Origin of the sequence: Paenibacillus cookii, assembly GCF_018333375.1 — a bacterium.
In the GTDB taxonomy this organism is placed as follows: Bacteria; Bacillota; Bacilli; order Paenibacillales; family Paenibacillaceae; genus Paenibacillus_AQ; species Paenibacillus_AQ cookii.
Genome location: NZ_BORW01000012.1, coordinates 20,317 through 35,135, shown reverse-complemented (window position 1 = coordinate 35,135; position 14,819 = coordinate 20,317). Strand labels below are relative to the sequence as shown.

Genomic DNA, 14,819 nt, shown 5'->3' with positions numbered 1-14,819 from the left:
GAACCGCTTCGAGCCAAACCGCAGCAAAAGAAAAGGAGCTGTCCGCGCCATGTGATGGCCGATCGGTACAGCTCCTCATTTTTTGGGCAGCATCCGGATTATGACAGAATGCCGTCCCGGATATGGGTCGCCGCAAAATTCGGCGGATTAAACCAGTTGCCGCTTTGCGCCCACGTCGGATCCAGCGGAACCCATTTTTTTTGCTCGCTCAAGTAGACTTCGTTCCAGGCATGCGGACCATACCCGCCTTGTCCGTTATACCCCTGCCCGGTGACGACCCGGACCTGCAATCCTTGCGATCGGGCCATCATCGCATACAGGCGGGCATAGTCGATGCATACCCCTTTTTTCGTATCGAACGTATCCTGCGGCGTCTGTTCATGCCAAATGCCTTTTTGCTCGTAATCGTCGACCTTTCCGTAATCGTACTGCACTCGGGTCCCGACCCAGTCATACAGCCGTCTCGCCTTGTCTTCGTCGGTTTTGGCGCCTTTGACGATTTCGGCGGCGGCCGCATCGATATCGTCCGGAATCGCATGGTCGATGACCTCGTATTTGCGCTGCATGATGCCGCTAAGCTCTTTTTCCACCGCCTTCGTAAATACCGGCAGCTTGTCCTTCACCAAATTGCCGGATAACGGCTCAATGACCCGCTTGGCGCCTTCCTGATAAATAGGCGAAGCCTCCACGTAACGGGTAAAGGAAGAGTCGGGGTACAGCGTAGCAAACACGAACAGCAGCGCCACGACGACGATGCAGCGTCCCGCTCCGATCAGAAGACCGATCGCCGCGCCCGACAATCGGCTGAACAGCGACGAGGACTGGCGCGTCCCCGGCACGAACAAAGCGTCTTTGCCGCCGAATACGAGGACCGTCAGCCAGCGCATCAACAAACGGATGATGCTGTAGCTGAGCATGAACAGCACCGCAAACCGCAGCAGCGGAAACTCGGCCATCGACGACATAAACGTATAATAGATCTGCTCCCACACGCTCAAATCGCGGTTCGGGATCGTGCTCGAATATTCCGTCAGCCATTCCTGCACTTTGGGCGATGCCCATAAGGTAAACGGCACCGACAGCACCAAGGCCACTAAAATAAAAACTCCCTCCCGCAGCAGGGAGAGGAGTCTTCCGGCCGAGCGCGACGCTCCCCGCCGCCAGCCTTGAAGCAGCGAAACCAGCAGGATCAGCAGCAAAAAAATCGAAACCGCGTTAAACTCCCGCAAGCTCTGGATCCATGTTTCTACCATCAGACAACCTCCCTCCACGACATGCCCTGGTACGATGATCGTTTTCTTGTTTTATTTCGCAGTAACATTGGTGTTGTTCTTCGATTCCTCGATAAACGACTTGACCGTATCGCTGATTTTCCACTCGCCAAGCGAAACGCCGCGCAGCGAAACCTCCACCTTTTCCTTCCCCTTCTGGCCTTTCAATTCCAGGTTGGGGGTCGTGATCGTAAAGTTTCCAGCCGCATCCGATGTATATTTTGCCTCTTTCGCTTCCTTCATCATGAGGTTCGTGGCTTCGCTTTTAAGCGTATCCACGGTTTCCGTCTTCACGTCATTCACCACGTCCTTGATTTGATCGAGGGAAACGCCGCTGTACACCACCAAGGCCACGACGATGATGACGGCAATCGCCCATTTGACCATGGTCTTCACCAGATTCAGGACCACGAACAGCACAATGAGAGCAATAAGGATTACCAGCCAGTTTTGCTGCAAGAAATCGGACCATACCTGCGTATTCATTCACATTCACTCCCATCAGCTAAAGCTTGGTATCAGAATAAAGACGTTCTTATTATACATGATCGGAACATGGCCTGTCAGCCCGCCGCCACGTCGCCCTCCCGGTATTCGGAGGATGCTGCGGGAACCACCCGAAAATTCGGGTCTAATACGGGACGTACAAGCGTAAAGGTATATTATGACTTGTCTTCGCCGGAAAGGAGCTGCCTCAAGTGAAAACCGCCATTTGGCTGTACATGTTTTTGTTTCTCGCTTTTTTCGATCTCCATGCCCAATACCCCATATTAACGCCGTTTGCCGTGTCCCTCGGGGCGGCGCCCGTTTTTATCGGCTGGATGATGGGCATCTATGCCTTGACGCATTTGCCGGGCAATCTGATCGCAGGCACCGTGATCGACAAACATGGCAGCCGACGTTACATCATATTCAGCCTCGTGTCGGCCGGCATCGTGCTGCTGCTCCAATCTTTCGTTCATTACCCGTGGCAGCTGCTGGCGCTCCGGTCGGTCAGCGGTTTCGTGCTTGCCTTTCTTTCCCCTGCCTGCCTTGCGCTGCTCGCCTCGCTTTCTTCGGATAAAGTCGTCCAGGGCAAATTCATGTCCGGCCACGGCGTCGTGCACACGTTAGCTTCCGTCGTGTCCCCTGCAGCAGGGGCGTTTATCGTTGCCAAAGCCGGGTATTCGGCTACGTTCCAGGGGCTTGGCTGGCTTCTGATCGCTACCGGCATCATGGCCATGTTCAGCCTTCCGCGGACGCTGCAAACAGCGGTTCGCCCTTCCGGCAATACGCCGGAAATGGACGCCCAAATTTCCCCGGCCACCAAATTCCAGGTCCCCTGGCGCATATATATTCTGCCGTTCGTTATCTCATGCTCGCAGGGAATTCTGTTTTTCGAGCTTCCGCTGCGGGCCACCGGCATGGACGGCATCATGTCGACGGGCATTCTGTTTTCCGTCATGAGCATCGGCGCGTTATTGACGCTAAGCATGCTTTTCGTCAACCGGTACTCCCCCTTCAAAAGAGTCTTGGGCGGCATTTTCCTGCTGGCGCTTTGCTTTTATGGCCTGGCAGCCTTTCAGAGCATACCGCTTGCGGTGACGCTGTTTATCCTTGGAACGGCCAAGGGGATCATTTTCCCCGCCATGGCCTCGCTGTTTATTCAACTAAGCGGCGGCAGCAAGCTGGGCCGGGTTTTTTCGCTGCAGTCCATCGCCATGTCGATCGGCTCTTTTATCGGGCCCATCGCGGCGGGGCAGCTTCGCGACTTCGTGTCGCCGTATTTTATTGCGTTTGCCCTCCTGATGCTCGGGCTGATGATGATCCCGACAAGCCGCAAGCCCGGTTCCCTGCTGTATCCGAACGCGAAGCAGACGCCGGCTTCATGAGCGATCGTCCCATATGGGTAAAAACCTAAATCAGGGCGAATGGGCCATTGCACAAAACTTATGCCTTATACCCACATAGGATACATTGTGTCATGCGACATAAACGAGAGCGGGGTGATAGGTATGGGTCATCATTTGGGACACTGCGGCTGCGGTCCCGTAGCGCCGGTTGCTCCAGTAGCGACTGCACCGGTCGTTTCGCCTTGCGTAGGCAGCAATGTCGGAGTGGTTCTGGTGCTCTTTATCTTGCTGGTCATCATTTTGCGCGCCTTCTGGTGTTAGTTTAGGGAAAACCTGAATAGACGATCTGCCTGCCAAGGCCGGTCGTCTTATTTTTTGCATGACGGCCATGAAAAGAGCTACACTAAAAGAAACCGGGGACGATGTTTGTTTTCAACATTTCCCGGGGAATTTCGATAGGAGACGGCAGCGTCTCTCCTTACCCGAGGTGAACTCATGGCCATTTACATTATCGTCGAAGGTAAAAACGACCGCAGCAAGCTCCGCCGTTTGCTTCACGAGGACGTCCGGATCGTGTGCACCTTCGGCACGCTCAATTCCAACAAACTCGAATCGCTGCGCAAAGAAATCAAGGACGAAGAGGTTTATCTTTTTATGGATAACGACAGCTCGGGCAAAAAAATCCGCGGCGTGCTCCGCGACGCGTTTCCCGATGCGGGACATATTTATACGAGGCGAGGTTATCCCGGGGTCGAGGGTACGCCTGACGAATACCTGGTTGCCCAGCTCGAAAAAGCGGGACTTGAAGAATTCATCATTTACCCGGAATTTCCTCCGATTCCGTGACGATCACTTCTTCGTTCATGCACGCAAAAAAAGCGCCTTTCGACTCAACCTATAACTCATAGGTGAATGATCGGCGCTTACGATTGCCCGTGTATGCTTTTATTGCTTCGCCAGCTCCTCGACGTCTTTGGCCAGCGCTTCCGCGGTGACGTTATCGGTGTCGTTGGCGTTGTACAGCTTGCGCACCTTATTGTCGCGGTCCACCAGAGCGATGATGTTGGAGTGGGCGAAGTTGTCCTTGTTGTCGCCTACGATCGCGATTTTAAACGACTTTTCGGCGACATCCCTGATTTTTTGGTCTTCCCCTCGCAGGAAATACCATCCGTTGTAATTGACGTAAAATTTATCCGCAAACTCTTTGATCTTTTCCCGCGTATCCACTTTGGGATCGAAGGAGATCGAAACGAATTCCGCATCCTTGCCGAACGTTCCGTCTTTAATCAGCTGCTTCTGCGTCTGGGAGAGCAGGAACGTCGTTACGGGGCATACGTCCGGGCAGCTGGTGTAAAAGAAATAAAAAAGCCGGACTTTTCCTTTGGTGTCGTCGCGGGTTACCGTTTTGCCGTCCACGTTTTCGAAGGAAAAGTCCTCGACTTCCCCGAGTACCGGCAGCTTGGATTTCCCGATCCCCGTACCGGCATAAACCAGATATCCCGCCAAAATGACGATGATCGCCAGCAGAATCCATGTCCATTTATAGCGTTTCAACATTGTTCCATTCTTCCTCCCACGATCCGTTCGCAAGCTGTCCGCCAACTTGAAGCAAACGGTTATTGTAAATTCAGGTAGACGCCCGAAAGCTTCTACCTGATTTCAATCCTTTTCCCTGCCGTCCCGGGCCGTATTCGATGTTGTCGGAAATTGAAGGCTTTCCAGAAAAAATCCCATGCATCCATGGGATTTGTCCGGTTATATATTGGTTAATGAACGGTATTCAAAATCATGACGATCAGGCTCAACGTTAAAAAATTGATCGAAAAGATAAACAATTTTTTCGCCCAAGCGTCGTCGTCTTTAGCCGTCAAACCTTTGATGCTGAGATACAGCCAGAAGAGCGAAAGCAGCGTTCCGATAATCGCGAAATAAATGCCGGTATAACCAAACACATACATCAGGATCGGAATGGGAACAAGCAGCGCCAGATACGGAATGATCTGGATTTTGGTTCTTTTGATGCCTTTGACTACAGGCAAAAGCGGATAACCCGCGGCTCTGTATTCTTCAACGCGGCGAATGCCAAGCGCCCAGAAATGCGGCGGCTGCCACAGAAAGAGCAATGCAAACAGAAGAAAAGCTCCGAGATCGACGCTCTGCGTCACGGCGACGTAGCCGATGACCGGAGGCATCGCACCGGAGATGGCGCCGATCGACGTGCTCCATGTCGATGAGCGTTTCAGCCACATGGTATACACGATCGCATATACGAACATGCCGACGAGCCCGAAAATACCGGCAAGAACTCCCGAAAAAATAAAAAGATCCGCCAGTCCAAGGACCCCCAGGATAAATGCATACCATAGCACAATCGAGGGCTTCAGGCGACCGGCTGGAAGCGTACGGTTCCGTGTGCGTTCCATTTTCATATCGAGTTCTCGATCAAAATAATTGTTATATACACAGGCGGAGGCCATCACGAGCACCGTTCCCAGCAGCGTGAGGATCAATTTCCCGAATTGAATGTCCCACTGGGAAGCAAGCCAGTAGCCTGCAAAAACAGCAATTAAATTAGACCGGATAATCCCGGGTTTTGTAAGTGTAATGAAATCTTTCCATGTAGCCGATGAATTCGGCGGCGTTTGCTTGATGGAAAGGGTCGCGGAATCCGAAGGAGCCTGGTAACTTAAATGATTGTCCACGCCTTTAGAATCCTCCTTATTCTGTCGTTCTGGAGGAATTGAAGCCTCCGCTATAAAGTTTATCATATCAAAAGCCAAAAGTGTTTGACAATCCTCTGCAAATTCTTTCACCTTTTTGACAATTCGGTGACACAAATTAGTATGGTCAAACCCTTATATATTCATCCAAAAGTGGGTAGTAACTATTATAAGGAAGATTGTTGCACTATTCGCAAAATGGTCACACGAATGGCCCCGTCGGGGCAGGAATGCATTTTCAGGTTTTGTTACAATGGAAATAAGAACAACAAGAAGGAGACATGGAGATGGATACAGCCACACATTTTGTCATGGGCCTCAGTTTGGCCGGACTCGCTTACGTCGATCCCGCCGTCGCCGGCAGCCCCATGCTCGCCACCGCCGTCCTTCTCGGCACGGTCATCGGCTCCCAGGCCCCCGACTTCGACGGGCTCTTGCGCGTCAAAAGCAATGCCCTCTACGTGAAGAACCATCGGGGCATTACGCATTCGCTTCCTTTTCTCGTCATTTGGACCGCGCTGATCAGCGGCATTTTGGCGATGTTGTTCAGGAGCGTGCCGGCAGGGCATATCATTCTCTGGACCGGGATCGCCGTTTGCGTTCACGTGTTCAGCGATTTGTTCAATACGTACGGTACGCAAGCCGCACGCCCGTTCTCGGAACGCTGGATATCCTGGAACATTATCCATATTTTCGATCCGTTTATTTTTTCGACGCATGCCGCGGCCGTTCTGCTGTGGAGCACGGGAGCGATGCAGCCCGCTCCCCTGTTCACGGGATTATACATTTTGACGGCCCTGTATTACGTATGGCGCACCATCGTCCATTCCATGAAAACGGCCGAGGTCAAACGTCTCGATGCTTCCCGCCAGGAAGGCGACCGTTATTACGTCATCCCGACCGTCACCTTCCATAAATGGCATGTCGTCAAGGCTTTAAAAGACGGCAGCTACGAAATCGGGGTGCTGAACGGAAATGAGCTGGAGTGGCGAAAACACGCCCGCACCGAGCAGCATCCGGCCGTCGAACATTCCAAGCGTCATCCCGACGTCCAGGCGTTTCTTTACTTCACCTCGTTTGCCGTGGCCGAAGTCGAAAACCTGCCTTGGGGTTACGTCGTCCGCTGGGCCGACGTGCGTTACCGCCACCGCAAGCAATATCCGTTCGTGGCCGTTTTGGTCATGGATAAACAGTATCAACCGATCAACACGTACGTTGGATGGCTCAGCGCCAAAAAAATGGATAAAAGACTGTCCATCAATTCGGGCTGAAGCGCCTTGATCAACGCGAAGCTGCTTCCTTTTTTAGGGGGCGGCTTTTTTTGGCGTCTTCCCGATTTCGGCTTGACGAATGCTTTTCGGTACGAGAGAATCACCGTAAGAGCGTTTTCGCGCGAAGGATTCACCGCAAGCAGGGAGCTGCATTGCTTAAAACGATCTCCCGCAGAGCCACGTTAAAAAGCCCGAAACGCTTCATGCGCTTCGGGCCTGGGACATATCGGATTATTGACGGCCTTGCAACGATTGTTCGGCCAACTGGACCAGACGCTTGGTAATATATCCTCCAAGGGAACCTGTTTCGCGGGAGGTCATGTTACCGTAGTAACCGTCCTGGGGAATTTGAACCCCCAGCTCGCGCGCAGCTTCCATTTTCATTTGCTGCAAAGCTGTTCTTGCTTGCGGAACGACCAGATTGTTAGAACGAGATTGACCCATAATAAAAATCTCCCTTCTATTCTGCATGTGAGTTCGGAATTTGCAAACATCCGGCAACGGGTCCCTTCAGGCGCCGAATCCGGCACAAGCACATCGCTCAAGCCTGCTCCCGCCCAACGTCCCGTTCGGATCTTTGCAGTATCCTCAAGTGAGTAACGAACTTGCAAGCTTAGTATGTCACCGTCTTTAAGAGTTATACAGAACAGAATTCATATCTTGTCTGGAGGTTTTTTACATGAGTAAAGGTTTGTCCCTTTGGTTTGCATGCTCGTCCATTTTCCTTTTGGGTGCCTGCGCCATTGCCATAAGCCATAACGGATGGATCGCCCTATTGTTAGGCGTGCTGGCCATCTGCAACATCGGCTGGGGTTTTGTGGTCAAGGCCAAAAAGAACCGTTCCAACGAAGCGTAAACCCGTTTATTTTTTCGGCAGCAGGAAGCCCATCCGCTCTTTCACGTCCGAAAGCGTGCGCGATGCGGTTTCCGTTGCTTTTTCGGCGCCTCTTTGAAGGATATCGTGAAGCTCGCCGGACTCCCGGATTTCGTAGTATCGCTTTTGCAGCGGTTCAATCACGGAAACGACCGCCTCGGCCAAATCCTTCTTAAATCCGCCGTACATTTGCCCTTCGTATTTGTTTTGGATCTCGGCGATCGACATGCCCGAACATTCCGCGAAAATGCTCATCAGGTTGCTGATTTCGGGTTTTTCGGCAGGGTCGAAACGGACCTCTCTGCCGGAATCGGTCGTGGCGCGGCTGATTTTTTTGCGAATCTCATCCGGCGTATCGAGAAGCGCGATATAACTTCCCGGATTCGGATTGCTTTTGCTCATCTTTTTCGAAGCGTCGTCCAATGACATGATGCGTGCGCCCACTTCCGGAATGTACGGCTCGGGGATCGTAAAATATTCGCCATAGCGGTGGTTGAACCGTCCCGCCAAATCGCGGGTCAGCTCCAGATGCTGTTTCTGGTCTTCGCCGACGGGCACCAGATCCGCATTGTACACCAAAATGTCGGCCGCCATAAGCGACGGGTACACGAACAGGCCGGCCCCGACCGAATCTTTTCCGGCAGCCTTGTCCTTGAATTGCGTCATGCGTTCGAGCTCGCCCATCGAAGTGAGCGTCGTCAGAATCCAGCCCAGCTCCGCGTGCGGCGGTACATGGGACTGCATATATACGTTGGCTTTATCGGGATCGATGCCCGCGGCGATGAACAAGGCCGCTACCGCCTCCGACTGCTCGCGAAGCGCCGCCGGTTCCTGAGGAACCGTGATCGCATGCAGGTCGACGACCATGAAATTGCAGGCGTAGTCGTTTTGCAGCTTGACGAAGTTTTTCATGGCGCCGATATAGTTGCCCAGCGTCAGCTTGCCGCTCGGCTGAATGCCGGAAAGTACCTTTTTCATGAAATATCCCTCCAAATGTTAATTTATGTGTATGCAAAAAAGGCCCCATCGCCCGTAAGGGACGTGAGACCGTGGTGCCACCCTTTTTTGCCGCCAGCATGGAAACGATCATGCATACGAAGCGTACGCAAAACCCATGTTCTGGAAGCCTTTCGATTCCTTAACGTGGAATAAGCCGGCCGGCCTACGCGGGAAGCTTACCGCTTCCGTTCAACTCGGCACTCAAGGGTCCATTCGGCAAAATCGGCTCCACCGGTTCGCATCAACCACCGGCTTTCTGAAGGTTATGCCGCCTTTGCTTACTTGTCCCTGTCATCGTGTTCGTATAATCATTGAAAGCCTTTATGCAATGCCTATGATATCGCTGAACTTGTCAAATTGTCAAACCTCTTTTTTACGAACCGTCGCAAAATCTGTTATGATATCTTAAAGTGACCGTAAACGAACTGAATTCAAAGATTGGAAAAGGAGCATCGATATGAAACAAGTGACCAAAGGGCAATGGAATGGTTACGATACTTACATCCTTCATAGTCGCGAGCTTGAAGTCACGCTGCTGCCGTGGCTGGGGAACAACGTGATTTCCATCTGGGACAACATCCAGAACCGACAAGTCTTAAGAACACCCGATGAAAACGATTTGGCATTTTATATGCAAAAACCCTATCATTTCGGCATGCCGATGCTCATTCCTCCGGGCAGAATCCGCGGGGGGCACTTCGAATATGAAGGCCGCCAGTATCAATTCGACCGCAACACGGCCGGGGACAACCATATCCATGGTCTGCACCGCACGCAGCCTTGGAGAGTCAGCGATATCGAAGAAGACGAAGAAGGCTGCGCGGTAACCACGGAATTTCTGACCGCGGACGATCCGAATTGGATGCGGCAGTTTCCGGCACCGATGAAGCTTGAAGTCACGATGCGTTTGCAGGGGGCAAGATTGACCCAGCATTTTAAGGTGACCCATTTGGGAGATCAGCCCGTGCCTTTCGGAATCGGGTACCATACGTGGTTCCTGCTGGATGGACAACCCGAAGAATGGACGCTTAAACTTCCGGTGGACGCCGTCTACGGTCTGGATCAGGATTTGTTGACGACGGGCGAAGTGCTGCCGCTGGGGCCTTTGGAACAACTTAATGAAGGTTTAAACCTTCAAGGAACGAATTTCGACACGCTTTTCCGGATCGGACAAGGCCAGCCGGCCGTTGCGACATTGATGCGCAGCGACGGTTACGGGCTTCAATATTCGGCGGATCCGCAATACTATAAGCATTGGGTCCTATACACCAAAGGCGATGCCAAGGAATTTTTGTGCATCGAGCCTTACACCTGGCTCCCGAACGCTCCGAATCTGGATGCGGGACCCGATGTCACGGGCTTGATCCGGCTGGAGCCCGGGCAAGCGGTTGAAATGGACTTGCATCTTGATATGGTGTACCCTGCAGGGTCTTAACATACGAAGGATTACGCAAAAGGCGTCCTTTCGACATATGTCGAAGGGGCGCCTTTTTACGAAAAAACGCAAATTTGACTGTCAAACCGTACAAGCTGTTTTCGACGAAAAATCGGGATGCCCCCATTTTTCAACAAAGGCCTTAAGCATGTAAAATATTCCCACCGTTTTTCGTTCTCTTTTGCCGCATGTTTTCAAATCTTTAAAACCATAATAACACCATAAAGTTCAAAGGAGGTGACAATCATGGGTCAAGCAGGACAACAAAACCAAGGACGCGGCAACCGTTCCAACAACCTGGTGGTTCCTCAAGCTAACGCAGCTCTTCAACAAATGAAGTTTGAAGCTGCTCAAGAGCTTGGCGTTCAAATCCCTCAAGACGGATACTACGGCAACATGACTTCCCGCGAGACTGGTTCTTTGGGAGGTTACATCACGAAACGTCTGGTACAAATCGCAGAACAGCAGCTTTCCGGTCGTCAATAATCTGCTTTCGGCATTTGTATAATGTGATATCATGTCGGTCGGCGGCAAGGCGTGAGCCATACCTGCCGTCCTGCGGCCAAAACGTCCGCAAGAAAAGGCAGCCTTCGAGGTTGCCTTTTTTGCTTGCTTCAAGCTGGTATCTGGTTAAAAAACTTCGGTCAATGAATCTGAATATGTATGTCTGGGATAGCGGATCATTAAATTCGCCATGTTATAATTCGACTCCAAAATGGCGTCGACGATGATCGAGCCCTGCCGGACCGCAAACTCATAGCTGATTTCGCCGTGCGTCCAGTGGCGTTTGTACTTCAGGCTTTCAAGCGCCATGATGCGGAATGAAGAATATTGAACCGGAGTCAGGCCGGAATCCTCGGATCGAAGCTCTCCGTTTCTTCCCTCCAGCGGATGATGACGAATCCCGAATTTGCCGATGGTGTTATTTCGTATTTGCACAAACACCGTTCCTGACGATAGGCCTGAAAGCTCTTCTTCAAGTTCCTTGAAGACCAGATCAAGTTGTCTTGCTAGGGATAATTGCTCAGTTTTCATCATTTCCTTCTTCCTCTCTTCAACTTTCGCCAAAATAATTAGGGCTTATGACTCATTATAAGACAGGGTGCCAGAACAGACAACAATATAAAACATAATTGGGTATTTATTCCTAACACTTTCGCTTTTTCGATCCTTTTTTCGTCTAGATTCCGATATAATTCTGGTTTATATGACAAAATCCTTGATTTTTCCTTTCAAACGCAAAAAAACAGGAAAAACGCCATTCAGGGCGGTTTTTCCTGTTTTTGTCGTTCCGTGCCGAGTCCAAGCAGGCCTTAAGCCAGAGAATCGGTCATGGCCAAAAATTCTTCCACGTCTTGTTTGAGGAGATCGGAAGCGCTTTGCCAGAACTCCCGTCCGGTCAAATCCGCATTCAAATGCTTTTTCGCCAGCTCTTCGACGGTCATGGCGCCGGTATCCTGCAGGAGCGCATCGTATTTGTCCGCGAAGCCGCTGCCTTCCTGAAGCGCCTGCGCGTAGATGCCCGTGCTGAACATATATCCGAACGTGTACGGGAAATTGTAGAAAGGAACGCCGGTGATGTAGAAATGCAGCTTCGAGCACCAGAATGTCGGCTCATAAGCCGATAAAGCGTCGCAAAACGCTTCTTTTTGCGCTTCTTCCATCAAATCGTTTAACTCCTGGACGCTAAGCAATCCGTTTTTGCGTTTTTCGTAGAAGCGGGTTTCGAACAGGAAACGGGCGTGAATGTTCATGTAGAACGCAACGCTCCGCTGGATTTTGTCCTCAAGCAGCGCAAGCTTTTCCTGCTCGTCGCCGGCTTTTTTCACCATGGCGTCGGAAACGATCATTTCCGCAAACGTCGAAGCCGTTTCGGCCACGTTCATCGCATAGTTTTGGTTGAATACCGGAAGGTCGTCCATCACGTGCTGGTGATATCCGTGTCCCAGCTCATGCGCGAGCGTAGACACGTTCGAAGCCGTGCCGCTGTACGTCATGAAAATCCGCGTCGCTTTGCTGACAGGCAGGGAGGTACAGAACCCGCCAGGGCGTTTGCCGGGACGGTCCTCGGCCTCGATCCACGACTTGTCAAAAGCCATTTCGGCAAAATCGGCCATTTTCGGGCTGAATTTGCGGAACTGCTCCACGATCGTTTCCGCCGCTTCCTGGTAAGACACGGTGGAGGAAACCTTGCCGATCGGCGCTTCGACGTCGACCCAGCTCAGTTTGTCGACGCCAAGAAGCTTGGCCTTGCGTTCCATATATTTGACCAGCATCGCCTTGTTGTCCTGAATGACGCCCCACATCGCGTCCAGGGTCTGCTTGGACATGCGGTTGATGGCGAGCGGCTCCTTCAATACTTCGTTCCAGCCGCGGCGCTCATACAGCTTTAAGCGGAAGCCGCCCAGATGGTTTAACGTGTCCCCGCAAAAATCGGCCTTCTCGGCCCATGCTTCCTTCCACTTGACGAACATGGAGTCGCGAACTTCCTTATCCGCGTCATGCAGTTTGTTATGCGCTTGTCCCGCGGACAGCAGCACGGTCTCCCCGTCTTTTTCGAACGGGATTTTGATATGGCTGACCACCGTATCGTAATGGTCGCCCCAGCCATGGTAACCGTCTACGGCCAAATCCAGCGCCAGGCTTTCCAGCTCAGGGCTCATCTTTTCGCGTGCCTGATCCCTGCTTTCATTCAGGACGAAGGAAATCGGCTGCACCACTTCGCGCTGCATCCAAGCTTTCCAAGTATCGTCGTCCGTGCGGGCGAGAAGATCGTCGAACTGCGTGGTAATCGTGCTGAGCAGCGCATGCAAGCCGGTGATGCGGCCGGAGAGCTGAACGGCTTTTTTATCGCTCTGATCCTGTGCCTGCAAACAGCTGACGAACGCGCTGCCTTCGGAAAGGCGGGAAATGCAGCTGCTCATCGAGGCGATGATCGCGTCGAACGCTTCCGTCTCCTGAACGCTGGCCGGAGCTTGGGCGGCTTCCACGTCCTGCTTCAGCTGGCGGAGATCCTTCTCGAGCGTATCCAGGAACGTTTGGTACTCCGAAGAAGAGGAACCTCCAGGAAAAATGGATTCCAAATCCCAGGTCAATTTCAATGGGTTATTCATGAACAATCACCTTTCTTTGAATAGGATTTCAATTGAACGGTTTTCGTGATAAGGTGTATTACGTAAGGGAACAATCCTGCAAACAGGTCCCAAAGGGACTGAAATAGATCCGAATGGAGGGATGCTTGCCATGAAACCACTGCAAATCTCGCCGGAAACGGCCGTCAAGCTGTCCGAAAAACTGGGAGTGCCGCTCGAACATCTCATGCACATGCCGCAGCATATTTTGCTGCAAAAAATCGCCGAGCTCGGCAAAGAACAGGCCGATGCCAAAGAAGCGGAAAAGAAGGACAAGCCATGATCCCTTTTTCGCATACTTGGCCTTACGACAAACAGATGGGCGACATCTATGTGCATGAATGCCCTTTCTGCGGTGCCCGGAACGTGAGGTTGAACCTGAAGCCAAGCGAACTGAAAAACGTCAACGAAGGCCGCAAAAAGCTGGTGGTTTTCCCCTGCTGCAGCAGCAGGTTGAACGTCATCGAAACGGATAACGACTATCTTCGCTTCGACCAGCCTGTCCGATAACCGTCTTTGTACGCAAAACACGCATGAGTCATGCGTGTTTTTGTTTGCTTAAGCCGGATTCATTTCGGACGGCAGCTCCAGTTTGCGGGCCAGCATTTGCTCGCGGAGAACGCCCCATTGTTCGCGGGAGGCCCGGATCATGGCCGCGTCGATGATGTTTTTGTCGTTGATGACCCGCGAGAACCAACGGACCGCTTCGTTAAAAGCGCCGATTCTGCGGTTCAGCTCCCCGATCAAATATAAAAGACGGGCGTTGTTTGCGCCCACGCCTTCGAGTTCATAAACCTTTATGTATGATTCCAGGCAGTATTTCAGGAAACGCTGCTCTTGTTTTTCGTCTCCTTTATACCGGTACAGCCAGGCGATGTGGTGAAGCAGGCTTGCGATGATCCGCTCCCTTTCACCGATCGTCTGGGCGACGAGCAAAGCGAGCTTGTACGTTTCCAAAGCCGCTTCCCAATTCCGGCGCCCTCCGAAGTCCTTGCAGGTCCAGCGGCTGCTGATGCTGCTTTCGAACCGCCTTTTTTGCGAATCGTTCAGCCGTTCCATCGAGTTTTCCGTCGAGGCAAACCCGCATTTGGGGCATACCCTGACGACGTAGTAATCCGGATTTTCGTCCTTGTAATACGCGCAAAAGTCGGAATCGGTCCGGATGGCTTTCTTGAAGCTGGGACGGACGCGCGAGGTTTGAAATTCATGTTCGCAAAAACTGCAGGTCACTTTAATGGTATAAAGAGGTTCTAAAGCCACATCCCCACGTTCCTTTCATGTCTTTC

Annotated in this window: 18 protein-coding genes; 9 read left to right on the top strand and 9 right to left on the bottom strand. The window is 52.0% G+C overall.

Annotation, left to right across the window (positions count from 1 at the left end; genetic code table 11):
• Positions 1-98: 98 nt before the first annotated feature.
• Both KI367_RS13135 and KI367_RS13130 read right to left on the bottom strand, forming a co-directional pair.
• Positions 99-1,253: a transglutaminase domain-containing protein gene (locus KI367_RS13135; protein WP_212950164.1), complete on the bottom strand. Its 1,155-nt coding sequence runs from the start codon at positions 1,251-1,253 to the stop codon at positions 99-101.
• A 51-nt stretch (positions 1,254-1,304) separates the two neighbouring features.
• Positions 1,305-1,757: a hypothetical protein gene (locus tag KI367_RS13130; RefSeq protein ID WP_212950162.1), complete on the bottom strand. Its 453-nt coding sequence runs from the start codon at positions 1,755-1,757 to the stop codon at positions 1,305-1,307.
• A gap of 212 nt (positions 1,758-1,969) precedes the next feature.
• Here KI367_RS13130 and KI367_RS13125 point away from each other — a divergent pair, with 212 nt between their 5' ends.
• From KI367_RS13125 to KI367_RS13115, 3 genes are all read left to right on the top strand, one after another.
• Positions 1,970-3,142: an MFS transporter gene (locus KI367_RS13125; protein ID WP_212950161.1), complete on the top strand. Its 1,173-nt coding sequence runs from the start codon at positions 1,970-1,972 to the stop codon at positions 3,140-3,142.
• A gap of 123 nt (positions 3,143-3,265) precedes the next feature.
• Positions 3,266-3,424: a hypothetical protein gene (locus KI367_RS13120; RefSeq protein ID WP_156124547.1), complete on the top strand. Its 159-nt coding sequence runs from the start codon at positions 3,266-3,268 to the stop codon at positions 3,422-3,424.
• A gap of 174 nt (positions 3,425-3,598) precedes the next feature.
• Positions 3,599-3,949, top strand: coding sequence for a toprim domain-containing protein (locus KI367_RS13115; protein WP_212950159.1), 351 nt, complete (start codon positions 3,599-3,601; stop codon positions 3,947-3,949).
• 99 nt (positions 3,950-4,048) lie between these two features.
• Here KI367_RS13115 and KI367_RS13110 read toward each other — a convergent pair whose 3' ends face one another.
• Positions 4,049-4,660 (bottom strand): SCO family protein, encoded by a 612-nt coding sequence (locus KI367_RS13110; RefSeq protein WP_212950157.1) that lies wholly within the window; start codon positions 4,658-4,660, stop codon positions 4,049-4,051.
• Between the two features lie 209 nt (positions 4,661-4,869).
• Positions 4,870-5,805, bottom strand: a complete 936-nt coding sequence (cyoE, locus tag KI367_RS13105; RefSeq protein ID WP_212950156.1) for a heme o synthase — start codon at positions 5,803-5,805, stop codon at positions 4,870-4,872.
• A gap of 305 nt (positions 5,806-6,110) precedes the next feature.
• On the opposite strand from cyoE, the gene KI367_RS13100 reads away from it, so the two are divergent.
• Positions 6,111-7,094 carry a metal-dependent hydrolase gene (locus KI367_RS13100; protein WP_212950154.1) on the top strand — a complete coding sequence of 328 codons (984 nt, stop codon included), beginning with the start codon at positions 6,111-6,113 and terminating at the stop codon, positions 7,092-7,094.
• A 231-nt stretch (positions 7,095-7,325) separates the two neighbouring features.
• Here KI367_RS13100 and KI367_RS13095 read toward each other — a convergent pair whose 3' ends face one another.
• Complete coding sequence (locus tag KI367_RS13095) at positions 7,326-7,538, bottom strand: alpha/beta-type small acid-soluble spore protein (RefSeq protein ID WP_036708971.1); 213 nt, start codon at positions 7,536-7,538, stop codon at positions 7,326-7,328.
• Between the two features lie 235 nt (positions 7,539-7,773).
• Between KI367_RS13095 and KI367_RS13090 the strand changes: the two genes are divergently transcribed.
• Positions 7,774-7,950 (top strand): hypothetical protein, encoded by a 177-nt coding sequence (locus KI367_RS13090; RefSeq protein ID WP_197069942.1) that lies wholly within the window; start codon positions 7,774-7,776, stop codon positions 7,948-7,950.
• A 6-nt stretch (positions 7,951-7,956) separates the two neighbouring features.
• On the opposite strand, the gene trpS is transcribed toward KI367_RS13090, so the two are convergent.
• On the bottom strand, positions 7,957-8,946 hold the full coding sequence (trpS, locus tag KI367_RS13085; RefSeq protein ID WP_212950152.1) for a tryptophan--tRNA ligase: 990 nt from the start codon (positions 8,944-8,946) through the stop codon (positions 7,957-7,959).
• 478 nt (positions 8,947-9,424) lie between these two features.
• Here trpS and KI367_RS13080 point away from each other — a divergent pair, with 478 nt between their 5' ends.
• Both KI367_RS13080 and KI367_RS13075 read left to right on the top strand, forming a co-directional pair.
• Positions 9,425-10,402, top strand: a complete 978-nt coding sequence (locus KI367_RS13080; RefSeq protein ID WP_212950150.1) for an aldose 1-epimerase — start codon at positions 9,425-9,427, stop codon at positions 10,400-10,402.
• A gap of 246 nt (positions 10,403-10,648) precedes the next feature.
• Positions 10,649-10,888: an alpha/beta-type small acid-soluble spore protein gene (locus KI367_RS13075; RefSeq protein WP_036708966.1), complete on the top strand. Its 240-nt coding sequence runs from the start codon at positions 10,649-10,651 to the stop codon at positions 10,886-10,888.
• A 144-nt stretch (positions 10,889-11,032) separates the two neighbouring features.
• On the opposite strand, the gene KI367_RS13070 is transcribed toward KI367_RS13075, so the two are convergent.
• Both KI367_RS13070 and KI367_RS13065 read right to left on the bottom strand, forming a co-directional pair.
• Entirely contained in the window at positions 11,033-11,440 is a 408-nt protein-coding gene (locus KI367_RS13070) for a hypothetical protein (protein ID WP_036708964.1), read from the bottom strand.
• 275 nt (positions 11,441-11,715) lie between these two features.
• Positions 11,716-13,515: a M3 family oligoendopeptidase gene (locus KI367_RS13065; RefSeq protein ID WP_212950148.1), complete on the bottom strand. Its 1,800-nt coding sequence runs from the start codon at positions 13,513-13,515 to the stop codon at positions 11,716-11,718.
• Between the two features lie 130 nt (positions 13,516-13,645).
• Between KI367_RS13065 and KI367_RS13060 the strand changes: the two genes are divergently transcribed.
• Positions 13,646-13,816, top strand: a complete 171-nt coding sequence (locus KI367_RS13060; protein WP_212950146.1) for a YycC family protein — start codon at positions 13,646-13,648, stop codon at positions 13,814-13,816.
• The gene (locus tag KI367_RS13055; RefSeq protein WP_036708961.1) at positions 13,813-14,043 is read left to right on the top strand and encodes a hypothetical protein; all 231 of its coding nucleotides are present in this window, start codon (positions 13,813-13,815) and stop codon (positions 14,041-14,043) included. Before KI367_RS13060 ends, KI367_RS13055 begins: the two co-directional genes overlap by 4 nt.
• A 48-nt stretch (positions 14,044-14,091) precedes the next feature.
• Here KI367_RS13055 and KI367_RS13050 read toward each other — a convergent pair whose 3' ends face one another.
• The gene (locus KI367_RS13050) at positions 14,092-14,793 is read right to left on the bottom strand and encodes a DUF2225 domain-containing protein (protein ID WP_036708959.1); all 702 of its coding nucleotides are present in this window, start codon (positions 14,791-14,793) and stop codon (positions 14,092-14,094) included.
• Between the last annotated feature and the right edge of the window lie 26 nt (positions 14,794-14,819).

What these genes read in the sequence shown, in the direction of transcription:
- KI367_RS13135 (WP_212950164.1), bottom strand. Translation starts at nt 1,253, where the DNA reads ATGGTAGAAACATGGATCCAGAGCTTGCGGGAGTTTAACGCGGTTTCG.
- KI367_RS13130 (WP_212950162.1), bottom strand. Translation starts at nt 1,757, where the DNA reads ATGAATACGCAGGTATGGTCCGATTTCTTGCAGCAAAACTGGCTGGTA.
- KI367_RS13120 (WP_156124547.1), top strand. Translation starts at nt 3,266, where the DNA reads ATGGGTCATCATTTGGGACACTGCGGCTGCGGTCCCGTAGCGCCGGTT.
- KI367_RS13115 (WP_212950159.1), top strand. Translation starts at nt 3,599, where the DNA reads ATGGCCATTTACATTATCGTCGAAGGTAAAAACGACCGCAGCAAGCTC.
- KI367_RS13110 (WP_212950157.1), bottom strand. Translation starts at nt 4,660, where the DNA reads ATGTTGAAACGCTATAAATGGACATGGATTCTGCTGGCGATCATCGTC.
- KI367_RS13100 (WP_212950154.1), top strand. Translation starts at nt 6,111, where the DNA reads ATGGATACAGCCACACATTTTGTCATGGGCCTCAGTTTGGCCGGACTC.
- KI367_RS13095 (WP_036708971.1), bottom strand. Translation starts at nt 7,538, where the DNA reads ATGGGTCAATCTCGTTCTAACAATCTGGTCGTTCCGCAAGCAAGAACA.
- KI367_RS13090 (WP_197069942.1), top strand. Translation starts at nt 7,774, where the DNA reads ATGAGTAAAGGTTTGTCCCTTTGGTTTGCATGCTCGTCCATTTTCCTT.
- trpS (WP_212950152.1), bottom strand. Translation starts at nt 8,946, where the DNA reads ATGAAAAAGGTACTTTCCGGCATTCAGCCGAGCGGCAAGCTGACGCTG.
- KI367_RS13080 (WP_212950150.1), top strand. Translation starts at nt 9,425, where the DNA reads ATGAAACAAGTGACCAAAGGGCAATGGAATGGTTACGATACTTACATC.
- KI367_RS13075 (WP_036708966.1), top strand. Translation starts at nt 10,649, where the DNA reads ATGGGTCAAGCAGGACAACAAAACCAAGGACGCGGCAACCGTTCCAAC.
- KI367_RS13070 (WP_036708964.1), bottom strand. Translation starts at nt 11,440, where the DNA reads ATGATGAAAACTGAGCAATTATCCCTAGCAAGACAACTTGATCTGGTC.
- KI367_RS13065 (WP_212950148.1), bottom strand. Translation starts at nt 13,515, where the DNA reads ATGAATAACCCATTGAAATTGACCTGGGATTTGGAATCCATTTTTCCT.
- KI367_RS13060 (WP_212950146.1), top strand. Translation starts at nt 13,646, where the DNA reads ATGAAACCACTGCAAATCTCGCCGGAAACGGCCGTCAAGCTGTCCGAA.
- KI367_RS13055 (WP_036708961.1), top strand. Translation starts at nt 13,813, where the DNA reads ATGATCCCTTTTTCGCATACTTGGCCTTACGACAAACAGATGGGCGAC.